18 protein-coding genes and 2 pseudogenes are annotated in these 19,522 nt (G+C 67.8%); 7 read left to right on the plus strand and 13 right to left on the minus strand.

What is annotated here, in order from left to right; all coding sequences use genetic code 11:
* Positions 1-45 precede the first annotated feature (45 nt).
* The 3 genes from HOV91_RS07465 to HOV91_RS07475 all read right to left on the minus strand — a co-directional run bounded on the left by HOV91_RS07465 (position 46) and on the right by HOV91_RS07475 (position 3,465).
* On the minus strand, positions 46-1,080 hold the full coding sequence (locus HOV91_RS07465) for a lysophospholipid acyltransferase family protein (protein ID WP_438822643.1): 1,035 nt from the start codon (positions 1,078-1,080) through the stop codon (positions 46-48).
* The gene (locus tag HOV91_RS07470) at positions 1,077-1,904 is read right to left on the minus strand and encodes a GNAT family N-acetyltransferase (RefSeq protein WP_174184718.1); all 828 of its coding nucleotides are present in this window, start codon (positions 1,902-1,904) and stop codon (positions 1,077-1,079) included. The genes HOV91_RS07465 and HOV91_RS07470 overlap by 4 nt, the downstream gene beginning before the upstream one ends.
* Positions 1,905-2,172: 268 nt before the next feature.
* Positions 2,173-3,465, minus strand: a complete 1,293-nt coding sequence (locus HOV91_RS07475; RefSeq protein ID WP_174184719.1) for an NAD(P)/FAD-dependent oxidoreductase — start codon at positions 3,463-3,465, stop codon at positions 2,173-2,175.
* 112 nt (positions 3,466-3,577) lie between these two features.
* On the opposite strand from HOV91_RS07475, the gene HOV91_RS07480 reads away from it, so the two are divergent.
* On the plus strand, positions 3,578-4,435 hold the full coding sequence (locus HOV91_RS07480) for a LysR family transcriptional regulator (RefSeq protein ID WP_174184720.1): 858 nt from the start codon (positions 3,578-3,580) through the stop codon (positions 4,433-4,435).
* Positions 4,436-4,572: 137 nt separating this feature from the next.
* Here HOV91_RS07480 and HOV91_RS07485 read toward each other — a convergent pair whose 3' ends face one another.
* Positions 4,573-5,502 carry an IPT/TIG domain-containing protein gene (locus HOV91_RS07485; RefSeq protein ID WP_174184721.1) on the minus strand — a complete coding sequence of 310 codons (930 nt, stop codon included), beginning with the start codon at positions 5,500-5,502 and terminating at the stop codon, positions 4,573-4,575.
* A 196-nt stretch (positions 5,503-5,698) separates the two neighbouring features.
* On the opposite strand from HOV91_RS07485, the pseudogene HOV91_RS41010 reads away from it, so the two are divergent.
* Positions 5,699-5,806: pseudogene (locus HOV91_RS41010) on the plus strand (DUF397 domain-containing protein); the annotation flags it as partial.
* 74 nt (positions 5,807-5,880) lie between these two features.
* Here the strand turns inward: HOV91_RS41010 and HOV91_RS07495 are convergent.
* The 5 genes and pseudogenes from HOV91_RS07495 to HOV91_RS07515 all read right to left on the minus strand — a co-directional run.
* A complete protein-coding gene (locus tag HOV91_RS07495; RefSeq protein ID WP_174184722.1) occupies positions 5,881-6,936 on the minus strand; it encodes a cobalamin-independent methionine synthase II family protein in 1,056 nt (351 codons plus the stop codon).
* 424 nt (positions 6,937-7,360) lie between these two features.
* On the minus strand, positions 7,361-7,582 hold the full coding sequence (locus HOV91_RS07500; protein ID WP_174184723.1) for a hypothetical protein: 222 nt from the start codon (positions 7,580-7,582) through the stop codon (positions 7,361-7,363).
* Between the two features lie 290 nt (positions 7,583-7,872).
* Positions 7,873-9,027, minus strand: coding sequence for a hypothetical protein (locus tag HOV91_RS07505; RefSeq protein ID WP_217439801.1), 1,155 nt, complete (start codon positions 9,025-9,027; stop codon positions 7,873-7,875).
* A complete protein-coding gene (locus tag HOV91_RS07510) occupies positions 9,024-9,590 on the minus strand; it encodes a DUF4365 domain-containing protein (RefSeq protein ID WP_174184724.1) in 567 nt (188 codons plus the stop codon). Before HOV91_RS07510 ends, HOV91_RS07505 begins: the two co-directional genes overlap by 4 nt.
* A gap of 158 nt (positions 9,591-9,748) precedes the next feature.
* Positions 9,749-9,922, minus strand: a pseudogene (locus HOV91_RS07515) (electron transfer flavoprotein subunit alpha/FixB family protein); the annotation flags it as partial.
* 128 nt (positions 9,923-10,050) lie between these two features.
* Here HOV91_RS07515 and HOV91_RS07520 point away from each other — a divergent pair.
* The gene (locus HOV91_RS07520) at positions 10,051-10,704 is read left to right on the plus strand and encodes a Uma2 family endonuclease (RefSeq protein ID WP_174184725.1); all 654 of its coding nucleotides are present in this window, start codon (positions 10,051-10,053) and stop codon (positions 10,702-10,704) included.
* Positions 10,705-10,814: 110 nt separating this feature from the next.
* Here HOV91_RS07520 and HOV91_RS07525 read toward each other — a convergent pair whose 3' ends face one another.
* Both HOV91_RS07525 and HOV91_RS07530 read right to left on the minus strand, forming a co-directional pair.
* Positions 10,815-11,771, minus strand: coding sequence for an electron transfer flavoprotein subunit alpha/FixB family protein (locus HOV91_RS07525; RefSeq protein ID WP_174184726.1), 957 nt, complete (start codon positions 11,769-11,771; stop codon positions 10,815-10,817).
* A gap of 38 nt (positions 11,772-11,809) precedes the next feature.
* Positions 11,810-12,595, minus strand: coding sequence for an electron transfer flavoprotein subunit beta/FixA family protein (locus HOV91_RS07530; protein WP_174184727.1), 786 nt, complete (start codon positions 12,593-12,595; stop codon positions 11,810-11,812).
* 264 nt (positions 12,596-12,859) lie between these two features.
* Here HOV91_RS07530 and HOV91_RS07535 point away from each other — a divergent pair, with 264 nt between their 5' ends.
* Genes HOV91_RS07535 through HOV91_RS07545 form a run of 3 tightly spaced genes read left to right on the plus strand, consistent with a single transcriptional unit; the run spans position 12,860 to position 16,586 of the window.
* Entirely contained in the window at positions 12,860-13,678 is an 819-nt protein-coding gene (locus HOV91_RS07535; RefSeq protein ID WP_246349905.1) for a class I SAM-dependent methyltransferase, read from the plus strand.
* A complete protein-coding gene (locus HOV91_RS07540) occupies positions 13,675-15,336 on the plus strand; it encodes a 1,4-alpha-glucan branching protein domain-containing protein (protein WP_246349906.1) in 1,662 nt (553 codons plus the stop codon). Before HOV91_RS07535 ends, HOV91_RS07540 begins: the two co-directional genes overlap by 4 nt.
* The gene (locus HOV91_RS07545) at positions 15,333-16,586 is read left to right on the plus strand and encodes a glycosyltransferase family 4 protein (protein ID WP_174184728.1); all 1,254 of its coding nucleotides are present in this window, start codon (positions 15,333-15,335) and stop codon (positions 16,584-16,586) included. Before HOV91_RS07540 ends, HOV91_RS07545 begins: the two co-directional genes overlap by 4 nt.
* Before the next feature lie 13 nt (positions 16,587-16,599).
* Here the strand turns inward: HOV91_RS07545 and HOV91_RS07550 are convergent, their stop codons facing one another.
* Positions 16,600-17,145, minus strand: a complete 546-nt coding sequence (locus tag HOV91_RS07550; protein ID WP_174184729.1) for a DUF1697 domain-containing protein — start codon at positions 17,143-17,145, stop codon at positions 16,600-16,602.
* Positions 17,146-17,219: 74 nt separating this feature from the next.
* Complete coding sequence (locus HOV91_RS07555) at positions 17,220-17,969, minus strand: acyltransferase (protein WP_174184730.1); 750 nt, start codon at positions 17,967-17,969, stop codon at positions 17,220-17,222.
* Positions 17,970-18,202: 233 nt separating this feature from the next.
* On the opposite strand from HOV91_RS07555, the gene HOV91_RS07560 reads away from it, so the two are divergent.
* A complete protein-coding gene (locus tag HOV91_RS07560; RefSeq protein WP_174184731.1) occupies positions 18,203-19,501 on the plus strand; it encodes an outer membrane protein assembly factor BamB family protein in 1,299 nt (432 codons plus the stop codon).
* Positions 19,502-19,522 lie beyond the last annotated feature (21 nt).

Consider the following 19,522-nt stretch of genomic DNA (forward strand, 5'->3'; position numbering starts at 1 on the left):
CAGCAGAACCACATCCGGACAGCCGCTTCCTCGGTCGCCGTTCGCCTACTGCGCGGCGGCGGCGCTCCGACGACCGCGCAGCATCGGGCGGCGCCGCGGACGGCGCACCTCCGGCGCCTCGGCCGTGACCGACGGGTCCTGCACCCGGGTGTGCCCCGCCTCGATCCACTGCGCGGCGTCCGACGCGTCGTGGCGCGTCACAACCGCGCCGCGGACGGCGGCCTCGCAGCGGCGGGCCAGCTCACGCCGGTCCGCGCCCGGCTGCTGCACCGGTTCCAGCACCACTTCGGCGACCATCCCGCGCGACCGCAGCACCCGGCGCGCGGAGGAGGCGAAGGTGTCCACGCCGACGAACCCGGGCACCGTGCACGGCACGCCGTGCCGGTCGAGGTACCGCAACCGCACCGGCTGCACCGGAGTGCCGGTGTCCACGGCCGCTTGGAACAACGCCGGTCGCATGGTGCCGTAGGCGCGGCCACACCAGGTGGTGCCCTCGGGGAAGAGGCCGATCCGCTCGCCCGCGGCCAGCCGTGCGCCCACCGCCGCCACCACGCCGGGCAGCTGTCGCAGACTCTCGCGCTCGATCGGGATCACCCGCATCAGTTCGGCGAGCCGGCCGAGCAGCGGCCACTCCACCATGTCCGCGCGCGCGACGAATCCGAGCGGCTGCACCGAGGCCAGCACGACGATGTCGGTCCAGCCGATATGCCCGGTGACGACCAGCACGCCGCGGCCCGGTGCGCCGAAACCGGCCGGTGCGAGCGCGGGGCCGCCCTCATCGACGACCCCCCGCTCGTCCGCGGCCCCCCGATTGTCGACGATGCGCAGCCGCATGCCCAGACAACCGAGCAGGAGGCGCGCATAGCCGCGCTGAAGTGGCTCGCGCCTGCCGCGCGGGGTCACCGCGTTCGCGACCGGGAAGCTGAGCAGCAGACCGGCGACCCCGGCCAACCGGGCGGCCACCCGTCCCGGTCCGACTTGATCGATCGAATCCAGACAGCCGGGGCCGCAGGGGCTGGACGGCATCCACGCGTGCGCGGAGGACTCGGCGGGCGGCGCGTCGAACACCACGATCCTCACCGTCCCCCGTCGAGGGTCGCGGCGGCTTCCTGTAGTCGATTGAGGTAGCGGGTGTTGATGGTGTCCAGTCCGAGCAGCATGACGAAGTCGGCGACCGCGAAAGCCGGATCGTGCGCGGGCTCGCCGCAGATCTCCGCGCCCAGCCGCAGGTAGCCGCGCATCAGCGGCGGCAGCTTCGGCCGCGACGGCGGCGTCAGTTCGTCCAGGGTCTTGCCATCGACGACCACCGGGTTGTACGGGTGCACCCGGCGCTCGGGGTCGGAGGCGTGGCGGCCGAGCAGCAGGTCGCGCACGCCGCGCACGTTCACGCCGGGCGCGTCGGCCGGGGTGTCCTGCATCGGCACCGACACGCAGCCCATCACCCAGTCGTAGCCGGTGAGCTGGATGTAATGCAGGATGCCCGCCCACATGAGGGTGAGCACCGAGCCGTTGCGATGATCGGGGACCACGCACGCGCGGCCCATCTCCACGATCCGCATCTCCTCCGGATCCAGCTGGGCCAGATCGAATTCCGTCGCCGTGTAGTACCCGCCCGCCGCGGCGGCCCGGTCCGGGGGCAGCATCCGGTAGCAGCCGACGAACTCACCGGTCGCGTCGTCGCGCACCAGCATGTGATCGCAGTGCTCGTCGAAACGATCGGCGTCCAGACCGGTGCCGTCGTCCGGGATCTGGAAACCGGGCTCGTTGGCGAACACGTTGTAGCGCAGGCGCTGCGCGGCGACGCGGTGGTCGAGGTCGGAGGAGACCACCAGCGAGTAGCGCGACCGTTCCTCCCCGGAGTCCGTCGCTCGAGCCGGGGCTGTCAACACGGACGAAATTGTCATATCCCTGATGAAGCCAGCCCGACAATGCGTCGCAGCAACCTCGAAGTGTCGCAACGATGCCGGTTCGGTGAACGAGACGGCTGTCACACCGACCGTTCACCGAACGGTTCCACCGTGTTCGTCCCTCGGCATCGCCACCGCTTCCGCCATACGGTTGTCACCCAGGTCACTGCTTCCGGCCCGGCGCCGGGGCGCGTACCGGGCCGGGCGCGTTGGGGCGCGCCGCTCCCGGCTCGCAGCGGCGCGAGTCCTCAGGTGCGGGAAGCCGTCAGGCGGCGCGGATCTCCGAAGTGCGTACGTTCGTCCCGGTCGTGTCCACTTCGGCGAAGCCGGGGCGCCCGGTGCCGATGAACGCGACCAACCACGAGGCGACCGCGGCGAAGCGGTTGCGGAAGCCGACCAGGTAGAACAGGTGCACCGCGAGCCACATGAACCAGGCGATCACGCCGCGGAAGGTGATGCGCTCGTTGAGCTTCGCCACCGCGCTGAACCGGCTGATCACCGCCATGCTGCCCTTGTCCCAGTAGGTGAAGGGCGTGCCGGGCTGCTTCTTGCGACGGATGATGTCGGCGGCGTGCCTGCCCTCCTGCATGGCCACCGGCGACTGGCCGGGGTAGCCGTTGAGCGAGGTCATGTCGCCGATGGCGTAGATGTCGGCGTAGCCGCCGACGGTGAGGTCCGGGTTGATCAGCAGCCGGCCGGCCCGGTCGGTCGCCACGCCCGTGGCCTCGGCCAGGATCTTCGCGAAGCCGCCCGCCTGCACGCCCGCCGACCAGACCACGGTCTCGGCCGCGATACCGTGCTCGACGCCGTCGCGCCCCTTGACGGTGACCTTGCCGTGCTCGATGTCGGTGACGAAGGTGCCAAGCAGCACGTCCACGCCGATGCGGGTGAGCGACTTCTTCGCGTACTCCGACAGTCCGCCGCCGAACGGCGGGAGCACCTCGCCCGCGCCCTCCACGAGGGTGACCGAAACTTCCTGGTGGTAGTGCCGTTTCGCCAGTTCCTTCAGCTGTCCGGCCACCTCGACGCCGGTCGCGCCCGCGCCGACCACGACGAAGCTCAGCAGCCTGCGCCTGGTCGGCTCGTCGGCCTGTGCGGCTTCGGCGAAGACGCGCTCGATCTGCGCGCGCAGCCGCCGCGCGTCGTCGATGGTCTTGAGCGAGAAGGTCTTCTCGGCGAAATCGTCCCGGCCGAAATAGGACTGGCTGGCGCCGGTGGCCGCGATCAGCGAGCCGTAACGGATGCGGCGGCGCACACCCTCGTGCTCGTAGGTGACGACGGCCCGGTCGGGATCGATGTCGACCACCGTGCCCAGGCGGACATCGGCCTCCCGATGGCGGCGCAGAATGCCCGCGATGGGCGGCGCGATCTCCTCCGATGCGAGCACACCGGTCGCTACCTGGTACAACAGCGGTTGGAACAGATGCTCGGGCGTGCTGGAGATCAGCACATAGTCCACCCCCGACTTGGCCAGCTGCTTGGCGGCGGCGAGCCCGCCGAACCCCGATCCGACAATGACGACACCAGCGGTTTCGATTCCCGCTTCCACGTACTGCATGACAGCCTCCTTCTCTCATTACCAACCGCGATCCGGAGGGCGGATATTTCAGGTGTATGGGCGCATAATGCAGATGAGTCTTATCTCGATTCGTAATCAATAGGAGGCCGCTGTGGAACTTCGGCAGCTCACCTACTTCGTCGCGGTGTGCGAGGAGCTCAGCTTCAGCGGCGCCGCGGCGCGCTGCTTCATCTCGCAGTCGGCGATCAGCCATCAGATCTCCCGGCTCGAGCGCGACCTCGGCGTGCAGCTGTTCGAGCGCTCGACCCGCTCGGTGGTGCCCACCGACGCCACCGCACGGCTACTTCCCCTCGCGAAACAAATGCTGAGCCTGGAATCGGCGATCCGCGCCGCCGTGCGCACGGTGGGGCCGCGCATCCGATTGGCCGCGAACATGTCCTTCGCCACGCGCTCGCTGTCGGCGATCGCGGGAGCGCGCGCCGCGCACTCGGAGGCGGAGATCGAATTCGTGATCAAACCCTTCCGCCAGCGCATCACCGCGGTCACCGACGGGGACTGCGATCTCGCGCTCATTCGCGGCCGCGTCGACCAGCCCGGTCTCGTGGTGGAGCAACTCTGGGTCGAGGACCTCGTGATCGCCACCTCCAGCGCGCATCCGCTGGCGAAGAAGGACACGGTGACCCTGGCGGATCTGAGTTCGTATCCCCTGCTGCTGCCGCCGGAGCAGGAACAGGTGCTGTTGCACACCGTGATTCGCAACGCGTTCGCCGAACTACCCGCCGGCCCTACCTTCGGACCGCCGATCCCGCCCGACCACACGGCGACGATGGAGCTGATCAATCGGCCCGAGGCGTGGACAGTGCTCTACGCGGAGAGCACCACCGAGGGGCTGGTGGTGCTGCGACTGACCGAATCCAAGCTGCGCATCCCGGTGTCGGCGGTGTTGCGCGCTGACGCCCGGCGCTCACCGATCCTAAACACCCTGCTCGAGGCGCTGCACCGCTGCTGAGCGCGGTTGTTGGCCGACGGGCCGTCCCCTCGCTGCGAGGCGCCGGTCGCGGGCGGCCCGCAGCACCGGTCACGAGGCTTCCGAGATCGTCTCAGCGACGAGTCGATCGAGTGCGGCATCGTGCTCATGACCCACGATCACGGAAGCGGAGTGAATCCGATTCCGATCGTGCCCGGTCCTTGCGCTGCGATGTCGTCGAGAATTCCGTGAATACCGGTGAACTGGAACGGCGCCCACGGGTTGAGCGGATTGATCGCGGAGGTAATGCCGACCAGACCGCTGCGCGTGGTCACCGGTCCACCGCTGTCGCCAGGGATGATCGCAGCCCAGGAATTGATGACGTTGTTCTCGTACTCGATCACGAGACCGCAGGTCGTTCCGGACACCTGGCCGTACTTGCACATGATGTCCCGAAGCGGAACCGGATGGGCACCGATCCTGCTGATCACGGTCCCGTTCGGCGTCGTGTTGACCGGAGTGATCTTCGTTTCGTCCAGCTTGATGACCGCGTAGTCTTTGGAAGAGTCGGCCGGAAACCGCATCGACGGAAAGCCGGGCCAATTCGTGCACCACGTGACGTAACACCCGATCGGCCCGAGTTTGCGATTCCCTGTGAGGAATACTTCTTGACTTCTGGTATTCCGAGTCATCATGTGCCCGGCCGTGAGAGCCACCAGATTCCCGAGTTCGTCATATCCGACCGCCCCTACGGTGCCCCAGCTTCCGCAAGGCGGTCCGCCATCGGACATGATCGAGGTTCCCGGACCGAAATGCACCCCGGACGGCGGAGGCGTGCCGACATATGTGAACGAGACGCCGTTACTCACCCCGCTCGGCGTGGTGACGGTGATGTGCACGACTCCCGTCGCGGCGGGAGAGACAGCCGAGATCTGCATCGCGGAGTCGATCGTGAACGAAGTCGCTGGAATAGCGCCGAATTCGACCGCCGTGGCTCCGGTCAGATTCGTCCCGGTCAGCAGCACCGTGGTTCCACCGATGATCGGCCCCGAACGTGGAGTCGCCGAGTTCAGAGTCGGCGCCGTGGAAAGGGAAGTAGTGGTAGACATCGTGCGACCTCCTCGACCCCGGCGGGATTGGTTCCGCTGCGCCAGGATTGTGCACTCGCTCGCTCCTGACCCTATTCAGTAAGGCGCCTATACAGGTACGCGGGCAATAGCTATCTCGATCCGTTTTCTTCCGTTTTCAGATCGATCCAGTGGCCGAGGAAGGTCGATGGCGCGGGAGCAGACGTGACCAGAAGTCGTGGCGCACCGCATCCCACTGTACGAATCGGCCCTGCACCTATCCGGTGCGAAATGGTTCAAGAGCAGCCGTAGCGAGAGTGGTTCGCAGTGCGTCGAAGTGGCTTGGACCGAGACTGTCAACCCGATGGAGAACGGCCCCGGAGGTTCCCGGGGCCGTTCGACCGAATCGCGTTGCGCAAATCAGGCTCTCAACTCCGTAGCCGCCAGCGCCGTGCCCTCGATGCGCGCGCGAACCTTGGCGAACGCGGTCTCCCGCGAAGTGGAGGTGTCGTCGGCGAACGGTGCGAAACCGCAGTCGTCACAGGTGCCCAACCGATCGACGGGCAGGAAACGAGCGGCGAGCAGCACCCGGTCGCGCACCTGCTGCGGGGTCTCCACGACGGGGTCGATCGGGTCGGTGACGCCGATGAACACTCGAGCCTCGGCGGGCAGGTGCTCGGCGACCACGGCGAGCACCTTCTCCGGATCGGGCTCGCTGGCGAACTGGAGATAGAACGCGCCGACCCGCAGTTGCAGCAGCTTCGGCAGCAATTCGACGTAGTCCACATCCAGGCTGTGCGTGGAGTCCTGGTCGCCGCCCGGGCAGGTGTGCACACCGATCCTGGCGCGCTCCTCATCCGAGAAACGGTCCAGCACCGAGTTGTTGAGTTCGATGAACTGGTCGAGTACGCCGCCGCTGGGGTCCAGTTTGAGCGAGAGCCGTCCCTCGGTGAAGTCGAGCTGCACCAGGTGCGCCCCCGCGTCCAGGCAGCCACGGATGTCGGCCTCGGCCGCGTCGGCGAGATCGGCCAGGAACTGCTCGCGCGGATATCCCTCGATGCCGTCGGCCGGATACAACAGGCTCAGCGCCGACGGCGCGATGACGGCCTGCTTCACCGGAACGGTGGCGTGCTGCCGCGCGGCGCGCAGATAGTCCGCCGCGTGCGCGGCATAGCGGAACGGACCCGCGGTGAGCCGGGGCAGCTGTCGCTGGTGCCCGTCGGCGAACGGGATGATCGCCCCGTCCGGAGCCAGGTTGTCCAGCCCGGCGATCGGATAGGTGGCGAAGCTCGGCTTGGACTGCTCACCGTCGGTGACGACGGGAGAGCCGAGTTCCTCCAAGCGGCGGATGGTCTCGGCCACCGCCCGCTGCTGGAGTTCGGCGAGCGCGGCGGCGTCGCCGGAATCGTCGGCCATAGCGGCCAGGAGGTCGTGAGGACGGGGGATGCTACCGATCGGTTCCGTGGGTATGCTCACCGGCCGAGTGTAGGTCCACGGCATGCGACTCCGACGCGAAATCGTCTGCGGCCTAATTTTTTTCGCATCGGTCACGATTTTCGCTTCCCTGGCCTCGTGAGTTCGCACCGATCTCGCGCCGACCGAGCCCAGCAAACCAAGCGCTCGAAGATCAGCCTCTACATCCTCATCGACCGCAGCGGTTCGAACCGACCAGCGCCTCGACAGCGGCGCTCGCAACCCGGTCAGTTCTCCAGTCTCCTGGTCGAGGCGCACGAACAGCACGCCGGCCGCGCGGCGGCTATTCGTTCGACGCATTTCGGCGGTGGTTGAAAAACGGAAAGGACCACCGCGCGCAGCAATCGACGCGGTGGTCCTGTGGTTGTACGGCGGATCGTGCGGCGAGGGTGGTACGTATCAGGTCAGCCCGCCCTCACCACTTCGATCAGCGGTAGACGCCCACTCGCCAGCCGTTTGCTACACGCTTGCAGCTGTAATCAGGGACGTTGATATCGCCCGCAGCATTGCGCCGCTTCTCCTCCTGCTTCGCGGCGGCCAGGCATTCCTTCTCGGTCGGATACACCGTTGCCTGTGCCGCAGGTGCCGAGGCGATCAAGGCCCCCGTGACCAGCGCGCCCATCAGCAGCCCCGTAACTGTCTTCTTCACTTTTGATCCCCTAGTGTCGATGACTCCCCCCCTTCGGGGGATTTGACCCGAACAAACTACCAAGCAACGCATCAGATCAGCGGGCGGAGTCGTCGACCGTGCCGACCACGAGCAGTCTCGGACCATCTGACACGTATGCCACTGCACCTCAACCGATCACACTGCGCATGGGTGGGCATCAGACAGCGACTCGGGGTCGTCGGCGATCTCGAAGATCGGCGCCTCTTCGTCTTCGCCGACCGCGACGGTCGAATCGGCCACCACTGAGCGGAGTCGCTCGCACTCCGACGTCAGCGGTCGCGGTGTAGATAACTCGAGTCCACGCTGATCGTCCCGGTCAAGCGCCAAGCCCCGCGTTCGAACACCAGGTCACCGGACACGACAATCGGCTGTTTGCTCTGGTGGGCTTGGATCGCCCACTGGTAGTCGTCGCCGACGAGCGGTACGTGCACTTTTCGCAGACGGCCGTCCACATGCGTCGAAAGCACGATGCTCGTGGCCTCCTGATCCTCGTCACCGAGGTCATCCCGGTTGAGGGTGCGCACCATGCCGATCAGGGTCATATGACGCGGTGGCTCCTCGCGCCGAACCAACCGCTCTCGCACGCGGGGCAATCCCGCCATCGCATTGCGATCGATCACGATTCGTGAGATCTCGATATCGGGCGGCTGCTCGCCGGCCGCCCAATCGAAGGACAAGTCGAGTGCGCGTACAGCTTCCGGCTGCGTCAGGTCCAGCACCGACTCGACCAGATTGCCGCTCAGACCCAACTGCCCCGCATGGTCGAGAGCTCGCTCGTCCCAGTCGAGTGCGAGTTGCCGGGCCGATTCCAGACCTGTCGCCAGCGTTGTCATCACCTTGCGCGGGAATGGCACGACTCGCGTCCCGTTCTCCTGCGGTGGCGGGATTTCGCCGAGACGGGTGACCACGGTGAACACGAAACTGCCGCGCTTGGTGTGTCCGAGACGGATGTCGTCTTCGAGGAAGTTCGTGACAACGGCTGATCTGCGCCCCCGATGGGAGTGGGTCGGGTCGTCGGCGGTGGTCGCGGCGGCCCTCATCATCGTGAACAAGGCTTCCAAGGTGATCTCGGCCTGCCGGAAGGGAATGGTGCCGTCACTCATTTCCTGGTCGAGCCGGACGAAGAACAAGTCAGCCCGCGCAGCCGCTATTCGTTCAACCAGTTGCGCGGGGTCCCAGTCATAGATGGTGGCGAGAGCTTGGAGTGTGTCACGAAAACGCCGGGAGAAGTCGACGTAGTCGGTAGCTAAGGGAAGCATGATCCGGCCGAGAAGGCCGTCCTCGCCCGGAAGTCGCCAAATCTCTTTGACGTCTTGCTCGCGAACCTCCAGTTGCCAGTCATGGGTCGCGAGGTACTGGGACACAGCTGGGGGCGATAGCACGGACGCGACCTCTCGGAGGCTGTCGAGCGGAACATTGTTCACCACTGACCTCCTTCGCCGATCGACTGCATGATCCCCCGCAGCGCGCCTACGTCGAACAGGTTACTTCGGGGTAGGTGGACCGTCTTGCTGGCTTTACCGTCCTCGATCCACCCGAGGTTCGCTGCATGTTCCCAGTACATGCGGCTAGAACTGCTCAACCCGTCCTCGGAAAGGTCTATCAATTGTTCGGGGTCCTCCGGGATCAGCAACACGCCGAGCAGTGCGGGGATGAACCGTTTGGGACTGACCAGCTTCAGGAACCGGTCACGCGCGAGCGGCCATGCCAGGTCGTTGGTCCTGAGTAGACGGTGCTGCGTCGTGCACTTGAGCTGAATCTCGAATTCCGGGCAGTAGTACTTCGCATACTCCGCGGACGCCACGACCGTTATGTCGACTCCGTCATAGTCGGTCTCGTGGCTCTTGATGGAACAGCCCGCCACAGCGGCGACCATACGGACGAAAGCAAGACTGAACTGTTCCTGCCGCGCGGTGATCGGAAGACCGCCATCGACGGTCGCTACCGACTTCCCCCCGAAGCTGCCACTGTCTTCGACGACGCTCATCGCCCCCCGGCTCCCCCTTGCCCCACATCTTGCAGCGCAGTTACGCTCGCTAACAGTAGCTCAATGTGGTTGCCTGGTCGGGCTTTTAAGTTCTTAGCACAAAAGGTGGCCCTGACCTAACGGTCAGGGCCACCTTTTCGATGTGCGCGAAGGCGCGATCAGCCCTTGTGCGCCTTGACCGCTTCGGTCAGCTGCGGTGCGACGTTGAACAGGTCGCCCACGATGCCGTAGTCGGCGATCTCGAAGATGGGCGCCTCTTCGAGCTTGTCGACCGCGGCGCGCGACGCGCCGACGGCCACTCCGAGCGAGTCCGCCAGGGCCTCGACTACCGAGGAGGTGTACACCTCGACCGAGCTGGTCTCTTGTAGCAGCAGATCGTCGTCGTTGCGAAGGCAGGCAGGACTGCTTGTCAGCGAAATACGGTCGAAGCGACAGATGTTTCCGGGGCTATCATTGCGGCATGTCCGTCCGCGCCGAGCGCCCTGACCTGCCCGAATACATGACCTGGGAGGAACTGGGGCGTCTACCCGAGGAGATCGCGGAACAGATCGAGCTCTGGGAGGGGCGTGTGGTGTGGATGCGCCGTGGTCCCCGAGAACATCAGCGGTTCACCCGCCGGATCGTCAACGAGATCGAGCGGTGTGCGCGTGCGGATATGTCAGTACGGCCCGAAAGCTGCTGGGAGGCCGAGTTCGAGACGAATGTATTTCTCGGAACGAACGGGAAGTCCGACTTCCTTACTCCAGACTTTCTCGTGCACTGCTGTCTGCCTCCATACCAGGACGTACGGGCAGCCGACACACTCCTCGTTGGTGAAGTGCTCTCACCGTCGAACACTGCGCCCGTCCTCGCCGCCAAGGCGGCACGCTACGCGAAGGCCGGGATTCCGTGGTACTGGGAAGTGACGCTGAAGGCGGATGTCAGCGCCATTGCTTTCATTCGCGCGTACGGTTTGGAGACCGGATACGCGCAGCTACCCGATGGGGTCAGACCGTTGCACCCCGCTGCATATCGGCTCGTCGGCGAGTGGGCCAATGGCGGCGAAAAGGAAGAGAAAGTGTCGTTCACACACCCATTCCCGATCGACATACCTTGGACCGCACTCGCCTTCTGACCGGGGTGTGGCGGGCACCGCAACCATAAGAGGTCGTTGCCGCCGTGAACCTCTCCGATGCGAACGGCCCCGGACCGGAGTCCGGGGCCGCACGACAGCGCTGAGCGTTATCAGCCCTTGTGCGCCTTGACCGCTTCGGTCAGCTGCGGCGCGACGTTGAACAGGTCGCCCACGATGCCGTAGTCGGCGATCTCGAAGATCGGCGCCTCTTCGTCCTTGTTGACCGCGACGATGGTCTTCGAGGTCTGCATGCCCGCGCGGTGCTGGATCGCGCCGGAGATGCCCAGGGCGATGTACAGCTGCGGGGAGACCGTCTTACCGGTCTGGCCGACCTGGAACTGGCCGGGGTAGTAGCCCGAGTCGACGGCGGCGCGCGAAGCGCCGACGGCCGCGCCGAGGGAGTCGGCCAGTGCCTCGACGACCGAGAAGTTGTCGGCGGAACCGACGCCGCGGCCACCGGAGACCACGATGCCGGCCTCGGTGAGCTCCGGACGGTCACCGGCCACGACCGGCTCGCGGGAGGTCACCTTGACCACGCCTTCTTCCTGCGCGGGCACCTCGATGGTGACCTGCTCGCCCGCACCGGCCTGCGCCGAAGCCTCGACGGCGCCCGGGCGGACCGAGATCACCGGCACGTCGCCGGTGGCCTTGGCGTCGACGGTGAACGCGCCACCGAAGATGGAGTGCACCGCGCTGCCGTCGGACTTCACGTCGATGACGTCGACCAGCAGACCGGAGCCGATGCGGGCGGCCAGGCGACCCGACACCTCCTTGCCCTCGGCGGTGGCGGCGACGATGACGGCGGCGGGCGAGACCGACTCGGTGAGCGTGGCCAGCACGTCGACCTTCGGCGTCACCAGGTAGTTCTCCACGTCGTCGGACTCGGCGATGTAGATCTTCTCCGCACCGGCGGCGGCCAGCGCGTCGGCCAGCTTCGCGCCGGTGCCCGCCGTGCCGAGCACGACGGCGGCGGGCTCGCCGAGGGCGCGGGCCGCGGTGAGCAGTTCGGTGCTGACCTTCTTGATCGCACCTTCGGCGTGCTCGACGAGCACGAGTACTTCTGCCATTTGTGTTCTCTCCTAGGAAGTCTGCAGCGCTACCGAGATCAGATGATCTTCTGGCCGATCAGGTACTGGGCGATCTTGGTGCCGCCGTCGCCTTCGTCCGCGATCTTCTCGCCCGCGGTACGCGGAGGCTTCGGCGTGGCCGCGGTGACGGTGGTGCCCGCGTTCGCGACGCCCACGGTCGACGGGTCGACGCCCAGGTCGGCCAGCGTGAAGGTCTGCACTTCCTTCTTCTTCGCGGCCATGATGCCCTTGAAGGACGGGAAGCGCGGCTCGTTGATCTTCTCGGTGACGCTGACGATCGCCGGGAGGGTGGCCTCCAGCTTGAACACGCCTTCGTCGGTCTCGCGCTCGCCGGTGATCTTGTCACCGTCGACGGTCAGCTTGCGCAGGTGCGTCAGCTGCGGCAGGCCCAGGTATTCGGCGATGATCGCCGGGACGGCGCCCGCGCGTCCGTCGGTGGCCTCGTTGCCCGCGATGACCAGCTCGACACCCTCGACCTGACCGAGCGCGCTCGCCAGCACCCACGCCGTCTGCACGGCGTCGGAGCCGTGGATGGCCGGGTCGTTGATGTGGATGGCCTTGTCGGCGCCCATGGACAGCGCCTTGCGGATGGCCTCGGTGGCGCGGTCCGGACCGGCGGCCAGCACGGTGACCTCGCCGCCCTGGGCCTCCTTGATCAGCAGCGCCTCTTCGACGGCGCGCTCGTTGATCTCGTCGAGAACGGCGTCGGCGGCCTCGCGGTCGAGGGTGTAGTCACCATCGGTCAGCTTGCGCTCGGACCAAGTGTCGGGAACCTGCTTGATGAGTACGACGATGTTCGGCATCGGTCTTCGTCGACCTCCTGTTCTGGTTACACGGATGTGGTGGTCGCACGAGCTGCGCCGTACGTCCGGGTGGGTGGCTCAGGCCGTGACATTACCTTACGCTAAGTTACTCGTGGGTAACTTAGTGGCTTCTCTCTCACAATTGGTTACCACGCGATACAGTGCGCCGGTTCGGCGACCCCTCCCGGGGCCGCCGGAAGCCGCACTTCGGGGCCGACCGGGTGGGGTGTCCCGCGCGGTTGCCGTGCCAGTAACGTCGGAACGATGAGCGAGGCTGTGATCCCTGCCGCAGTGGTCGACCCGACCGGTAACAGCGCGGCCCCCGAGACGAGCACCGGCGCCGTCGAACCGCTGCCGCTGACCGGCGAGCGCACCGTGCCCGGCATCGCCGAGGAGAACTACTGGTTCCGCAGGCACGAGATCGCCTATGCCCGGCTGCTCGACCGCTGCGCCGGAAAGACCGTGCTGGAGGCGGGTTCCGGGGAGGGCTACGGCGCGGACATGATCGCCGAGGTGGCCACCAAGGTGATCGGCCTCGACTACGACACCGGCGCGGTCGAGCACGTGCGCGCACGGTACCCGCGCGTGGAGATGGTCCAGGGCAACCTCGCCGAACTGCCGCTGGAGGACGCCTCGGTCGACGTCGTGGTGAACTTCCAGGTGATCGAGCACCTCTGGGACCAGTCCCAATTCCTGCGCGAATGCCTGCGCGTGCTGCGACCGGGCGGCGAACTGCTGATCAGCACACCCAACCGGATCACCTTCTCCCCCGGCCGCGACACTCCGCTCAACCCGTTCCACACCAGGGAACTGAACGCGGCCGAGCTGACCGAACTGCTGGTCGACGCCGGTTTCACGGTCTCGAGGATGATCGGCGTGCACCACGGCCCCGGACTGAAAGCGCTGGACGCCAAGCACGGCGGGTCGTTCATCGACGCCCAGATCGAACGGGCGCTGGCCGGAGAGCCCTGGCCCGCCGACCTGACCGCGGACGTCGCGAGCGTCACGGTCGAGGACTTCGTGCTGGTCGAGGCGGACATCGACGCGAGCTTGGATCTGGTCGCCATCGCGGTGAAGCCTTGACCGATCGCAGTACCGTGCCCGGCGGGCACTCCGCAAGCCCCGTGCCGGGCCAGTTCACCCTGGTCCTGCACTCCCACCTGCCCTGGCTTGCCCATCACGGGCGCTGGCCGGTCGGCGAGGAATGGCTCTACCAGTCCTGGGCCGCCTCCTACCTGCCCGTGGTGGAGGTCCTGCGCACGCTCGCCGCCGAAGGCCGTTCGCATCTGCTCAGCCTCGGCATCACTCCGGTGCTCGCGGCGCAACTGGACGACCCGCACTGCCTGGCGGGCATGCACCACTGGCTGGGCAACTGGCAGCTGCGCGCCGACGAGGCCGCCATGGCGGGCAATGTCGCGCTGGGCAGGCACGAACACCGGCTGGCCGCCGCGGCGCTGGCCGAGTTCGAGCAGCACTGGCGCCACGGCGCGGCGCCGGTCTGGCGGAAGCTCATCGACGCCGAGACCATCGAGCTGCTCGGCGGCCCGCTGGCCCACCCGTTCCAGCCGCTCTTGGAGCCGCGGCTGCGCCAGTTCCAGCTCACCGAGGGCTTGGCGGACGCGCGGCACCGCTGGGGCAGCACCCCCACCGGCATCTGGGCGCCGGAATGCGGATACACCCCCGGCATGGAGGTCGGTTACGCCGCCGCGGGAGTGACGCATTTCATGGTCGACGGCCCCGCCCTGCGCGGCGACACCACGCTCGGGCGTCCGGTGCGGGATTCCGATGTGGTCGCGTTCGGACGTGATCTGCAGGTGAGCTACCGGGTCTGGTCGCCCAAATCGGGCTATCCCGGCCACGCCGCCTACCGTGACTTTCATCACTATGACCATGCGACGGGTCTCAAACCCGCCCGGGTCACCGGCAAGACGGTCGCTGGCCCGGACAAGGCTCCCTACGATCCCGCACTGGCCGCCGCGGCGGTCACCCGGGACGTGGAGGACTTCGTGCGAACCGTCCGCGAGCGGTTGGTCTCCGAGTCCGAGCGGATCGGGCGGCCCGCCCTCGTCGTCGCGGCGTTCGACACCGAATTGTTCGGCCACTGGTGGCACGAGGGGCCGCAATGGCTGGCCCAGGTGCTGCGCGCGCTGCCGGAAGCAGGCGTCACCGTGGGCACCCTCGCCGACGCCCGAACCCGCGGCTACCTGGGCGAACCGGTGCCGCTGGCCGACTCGTCCTGGGGTTCGGGCAAGGACTGGCGGGTGTGGGCGGGCGAGCAGGTCCGCGATCTGGTCGAGCTCAACGACGACATCGTGCGGCTGACCCTCGACACCGTCGACAAGATGCGCGCCGCCCAGGGCGGCGCACCCGGCCTGCGCGACCAGGTGGCCGATCAGCTGCTGCGCGAAGCGATCCTGACCGTGTCCAGCGACTGGGCGTTCATGGTCAGCAAGGACTCCGCCGCGGGTTACGCGCGCGACCGCGCGCACCGCCACGCCCACGCGGTGCGGGAAATCGCCGCGGCCGTCGGGGCGGGCCAACTCGCGAAAGCACAGCAGTTGGCGGCAGGATGGAGGGCGGCTGACGGACTCTTCCCCGGCGTGGACGCGCGACGACTCACCTCCGCGGGGTCCGTGCCCAGCGTCACCGGGGCAGTATCCGCCACCGCGCCAGGACCGGGCCGCGCCACCGCGGACCACGGACCGGCGGACCCCGGCTCGGCCGCAGAAGGACTTGCATGAAGATTTTGATGGTGTCGTGGGAGTACCCACCGGTCGTGGTCGGCGGGCTCGGCAGGCATGTGCATCACCTCGCCGTCGAACTGGCCGCGGCGGGCCACGAGGTGGTCGTGCTGTCCCGGCGGCCCTCCGGCACCGACTCCTCGACGCATCCCACCCACTCCTACATCGCCGACGGGGTGCTGGTGGTGGCGGTCGCGGAGGACCCGCCGCTGTTCGACTTCGGCGAGGACATGCTCGCCTGGACGCTGGCCATGGGCCATGCGATGGTGCGCGCAGGCGTCGCACTGGGCAAGCCGGGCATCGGCGACGGCTGGACGCCCGACGTGGTGCACGCGCACGACTGGCTGGTCGCCCACCCCGGCATCGCCCTGGCCGAGTACTACGACGTTCCGCTGGTGTCGACCATCCACGCCACCGAAGCCGGACGCCACAGCGGCTGGGTCGCGGGCAAGGTCAACAAGCAGGTGCACTCGGTGGAGTGGTGGCTCGCCAACGAATCCGACGCGCTGATCACCTGCTCCTCCTCCATGCAGGACGAAGTGGAGCGGCTCTACGGCCCGGAGCGCATCCCGATGACCGTCATCCGCAACGGAATCGACGTGGGCGCGTGGACGTTTCGTCCCCGCTCGCCGCGCAGCGGTCCGCCGCGGCTGCTGTACGTGGGCAGGCTGGAGTACGAGAAGGGCGTGCAGGACGCGATCGCCGCGCTGCCGCGCATCCGCCGGGCCCACCCCGGCACCACCCTGACCGTCGCGGGCGTCGGCACCCAGTTCGAGTGGTTGCGCGAGCGCGCCCGGGTGCATCGCGTCGCCCGCGCGGTGACCTTCGCAGGTCAGCTCGACCACGCGGAACTGCTCGGCTGGCTGCACGGCGCGGACGCGATCGTGCTGCCCAGCCGGTACGAACCCTTCGGCATCGTCGCCCTGGAGGCGGCCGCGGCGGGCACTCCCCTGATCACCTCGACGGCGGGCGGCCTGGGCGAGGCCGTGATCGACGGCGTCACCGGCGCCTCGTTCGCGCCAGCCGACGTCGACGGCCTGGTCGAGGCGGTCCGCGCCACCCTCGACGACCCCGCCGCCGCGCAGCAGCGGGCCTACGCCGCGCGGGAGCGGCTCACCGCCGATTTCGCGTGGGACGTGGTGGCCGCGGAAACCGCCCAGGTGTACCACTCGGCCAAGCGGCGGGTGCGCAATCCGCTGGGCCGTCCGACCATCATCGACCGTCCACTGCCGGAACGCGATCCGAAGTAACCCTCGGACCGGGCTAGGCCGCGAGCTTCTTGACGATGCGCTCGACGGTGAGCCAGGTGCGGGTGGTGATGTCTTTGCCGTAGGTCTTGTCCAGCCAGGCCATGAAGTCCGGCGTCTTGCCCGGCTCGCTGTTGTCGATGACGGCGAGAAACGCGCGTGCGGCCGCGTCATAGCCGACGACCCGGGTGAGCGGATCGGGTTGCTCGGGCAGGGTGGCCGGGGCCTTGGCCGTGTCCTTGAGGAACGTCGCGATCAGATACGTTCCGCGCCCGTGGGTCAGGCCGTGGAAGGGGTCGCTGTCCAGCAGCGCGCGCAGCTCGTCGTGGCTGCGGATGATCGTGCCGCCGCCGATCCCGAGTTCGCGGATCAGCGCCTGCTGGATGCGCTCCTCCAGCGCGGGCACGTCGGTCTCCGCGCTGCGGAACACGATGTTGCCGCTGGCCAGCACCGAACCGACACCCTCGAAGCCGAGCGATTCGAACACCTCGCGCAGCTTGACGTTGCTCATGTTCGGATTGCTCGGCGCGATCCCGCGCAGCAGGGCGGCGTAGGCAGTCATACCGGCGAACCTACTCGCTCGCACCGACGAAGCCGCGCGTCCACCGAGCGGCGACCCAGCCGGCAGCGCGCCCGTCAGGCGGACTGCGTGGCCCCGTTCTTCTTGCGCGCGATGTCCTCCAGCGCCGCAAGGTATTCGGCCCGCTGCTCGGCTCCCGCCTCCCAGACCTCCTTGCGGTTCTTGACCACCTTGGCCGGTGCGCCGACGGCGATGCTGTAGTCCGGGATCTCGCCTTTGACCACGGCGTGCGCGCCGAGCACGCAGCCGCGGCCGACACGGGTCTCGCGCAGCACCGTCACCTTGGCGGCGATCCAGGTGTCGGGGCCGATGCGGACCGGGCTCTTCACGATGCCCTGGTCCTTGATCGGGACGTTGATGTCGTCCATCTTGTGGTCGAAGTCGCAGATGTAGCACCAGTCGGCGACCAGGGTCGATTCCCCGATCTCGATATCGAGGTAGGTGTTGACGACGTTGTCCTTGCCGAACACCACCTTGTCGCCGATGCGCAGCGAGCCCTCGTGGCAGCGGATGGCGTTGCCGTCGCCGATGTGCACCCAGCGGCCGATCTCCATCCGGCTCAGCTCCGGCGTCGCGTGGATCTCCACGCGACGGCCGAGGAAGACCATGCCGCGCAGCACGATGTGCGGATTTGCCAGGCGGAACTTGAACAGCCGGTAGTAGCGCACCAGATACCAGGGCGTGTACGCCCGGTTCGCGAGCACCCAGCGCAGCGACGCCGGAGTCAGAAAACGCGCCTGGCGCGGATCCCGGCGGCGCGATCCCCGCCAGCGCGAGCGCAACGGTGCGCCCCACATGCTCGTCACGAACGGCTCTCCTGTCGTGGTCCTACCGGCCGTCGCCCGCCTCGGCGGCGACGAATAGAGCCTATCGCCCTGGACGAGGCATGCGACGGGCACCCGCGACGACAACGCCGGGACGCGTTCACCTACGCACGGGCCTCCCGTACAGTGACTCCTGCGCCGGAGACGGCGACGGCGAACGCCAACGACGAACAGGAGTACGGCAGGTGCGAAGCGGCGGCGTACTGGCTACTTCCATGTGGCGACCGTCCCGGAAACGTGCCGCGGCCGTGCTGGCCGCGGTCGGCGCGTTGGCATTGACCGGCTGCGGCACCGACTACGACGACATCACCGTCGGTACCGGCAAGGGCTGGACCGCCGCCTACCACGACGGCCGCAACAGCGGCGCCAGCCCGGTCAGCGGGTCGCAGAAGATCGCGCTGAACTGGTCGCGCCCGGTCGGCGGCCCGATCGCGCAGCCGATCACCCTCGGCCCCGACAGCCAGCTTTTCGTCACCACGCGCCTGCCGAACTGCTCGATCTTCTCCTTCCAGATGGCCACCGGCCGCAAGCGGTTCTGCAACGCCCTCGGTCCGAGCGCGATAGCCGCGCCGTCGGCGGTCGACGGGATGACCAATGTCTACGTCGGCGACGACAGCAAGGTGATCTCCTTCAATTACCTGGGCCAGCCGCGATGGGCCACACCCGTCGCGGGAACGCCGGTCTCGGTGCAGTTCACCGGCGACGGAAAACTGCTCACCGTCACGCAATCCGGCCAGGTCGATGTGCTCTCGCGGCAGACAGGCGACCGGACGGTTCCCACCGTGCAACTGCTCGGCGAGCCGGACTTCCTCGCCAACGCCGGCCTCACCTGGCCCGACTCCGGTCAGGGACTGGGCGACTGCGCCACCGGAGGGCCGCAGTGTCCCGTCGCGAACATCTCCCCGATCGACACCGCCAGCGGCCGTTTCTACGTGACGCTGTGGCAGCCGGGCCGCCCCGCCGCGGCCGTGGTCGCGCTGCGCTACGCCGACGGCGAGATCGAGCAGCAGTGGCGCGCCGAACTGCTGGAGCGCGGCAGCGCGACCAGCCCGGCCCTGTCCGCCGACGGCGGTACTCTCTACGTCGGCGACAACAGTGATCGGCTGATCGCCCTCGACACCGCCGACGGCCGGACCAAGTGGGTCCACCGGCTGGAGTGGACGCCGCGCGGCGGTATCTCGGTCTCCGATGACGGCCTGATCATCCCCTCCGGCGACGACGGCCACCTGCTCGCGCTGCGCGACAACGGCGACGCGGTCCAAAAGGTGTGGGAGCGAAAGGATCTCGCGTTGCGCGGTCCCGTGGCGCAGGCGACCGGCGGCACCGGCTACGCCGCCGCGGCGATCGGCGACGGCCTGAACCTCGTCACCTTCGACGCGCGCACCGGGGACACCCTCGACTCCGACGTCCTGCCCGGCGCGAAGGGGACCGTCACCGGCACGTCGATCGGCGCGAAGGGCGAAGTCGTGGTCGCCACCCGCATCGGGGAGATCTTCGCGTTCGAACCGGAGTAGCACTCGGTGCGGTTCGCCGGA

The sequence above is a fragment of the Nocardia barduliensis genome, assembly GCF_013315795.1.
Lineage (GTDB): Bacteria > Actinomycetota > Actinomycetes > Mycobacteriales > Mycobacteriaceae > Nocardia > Nocardia barduliensis.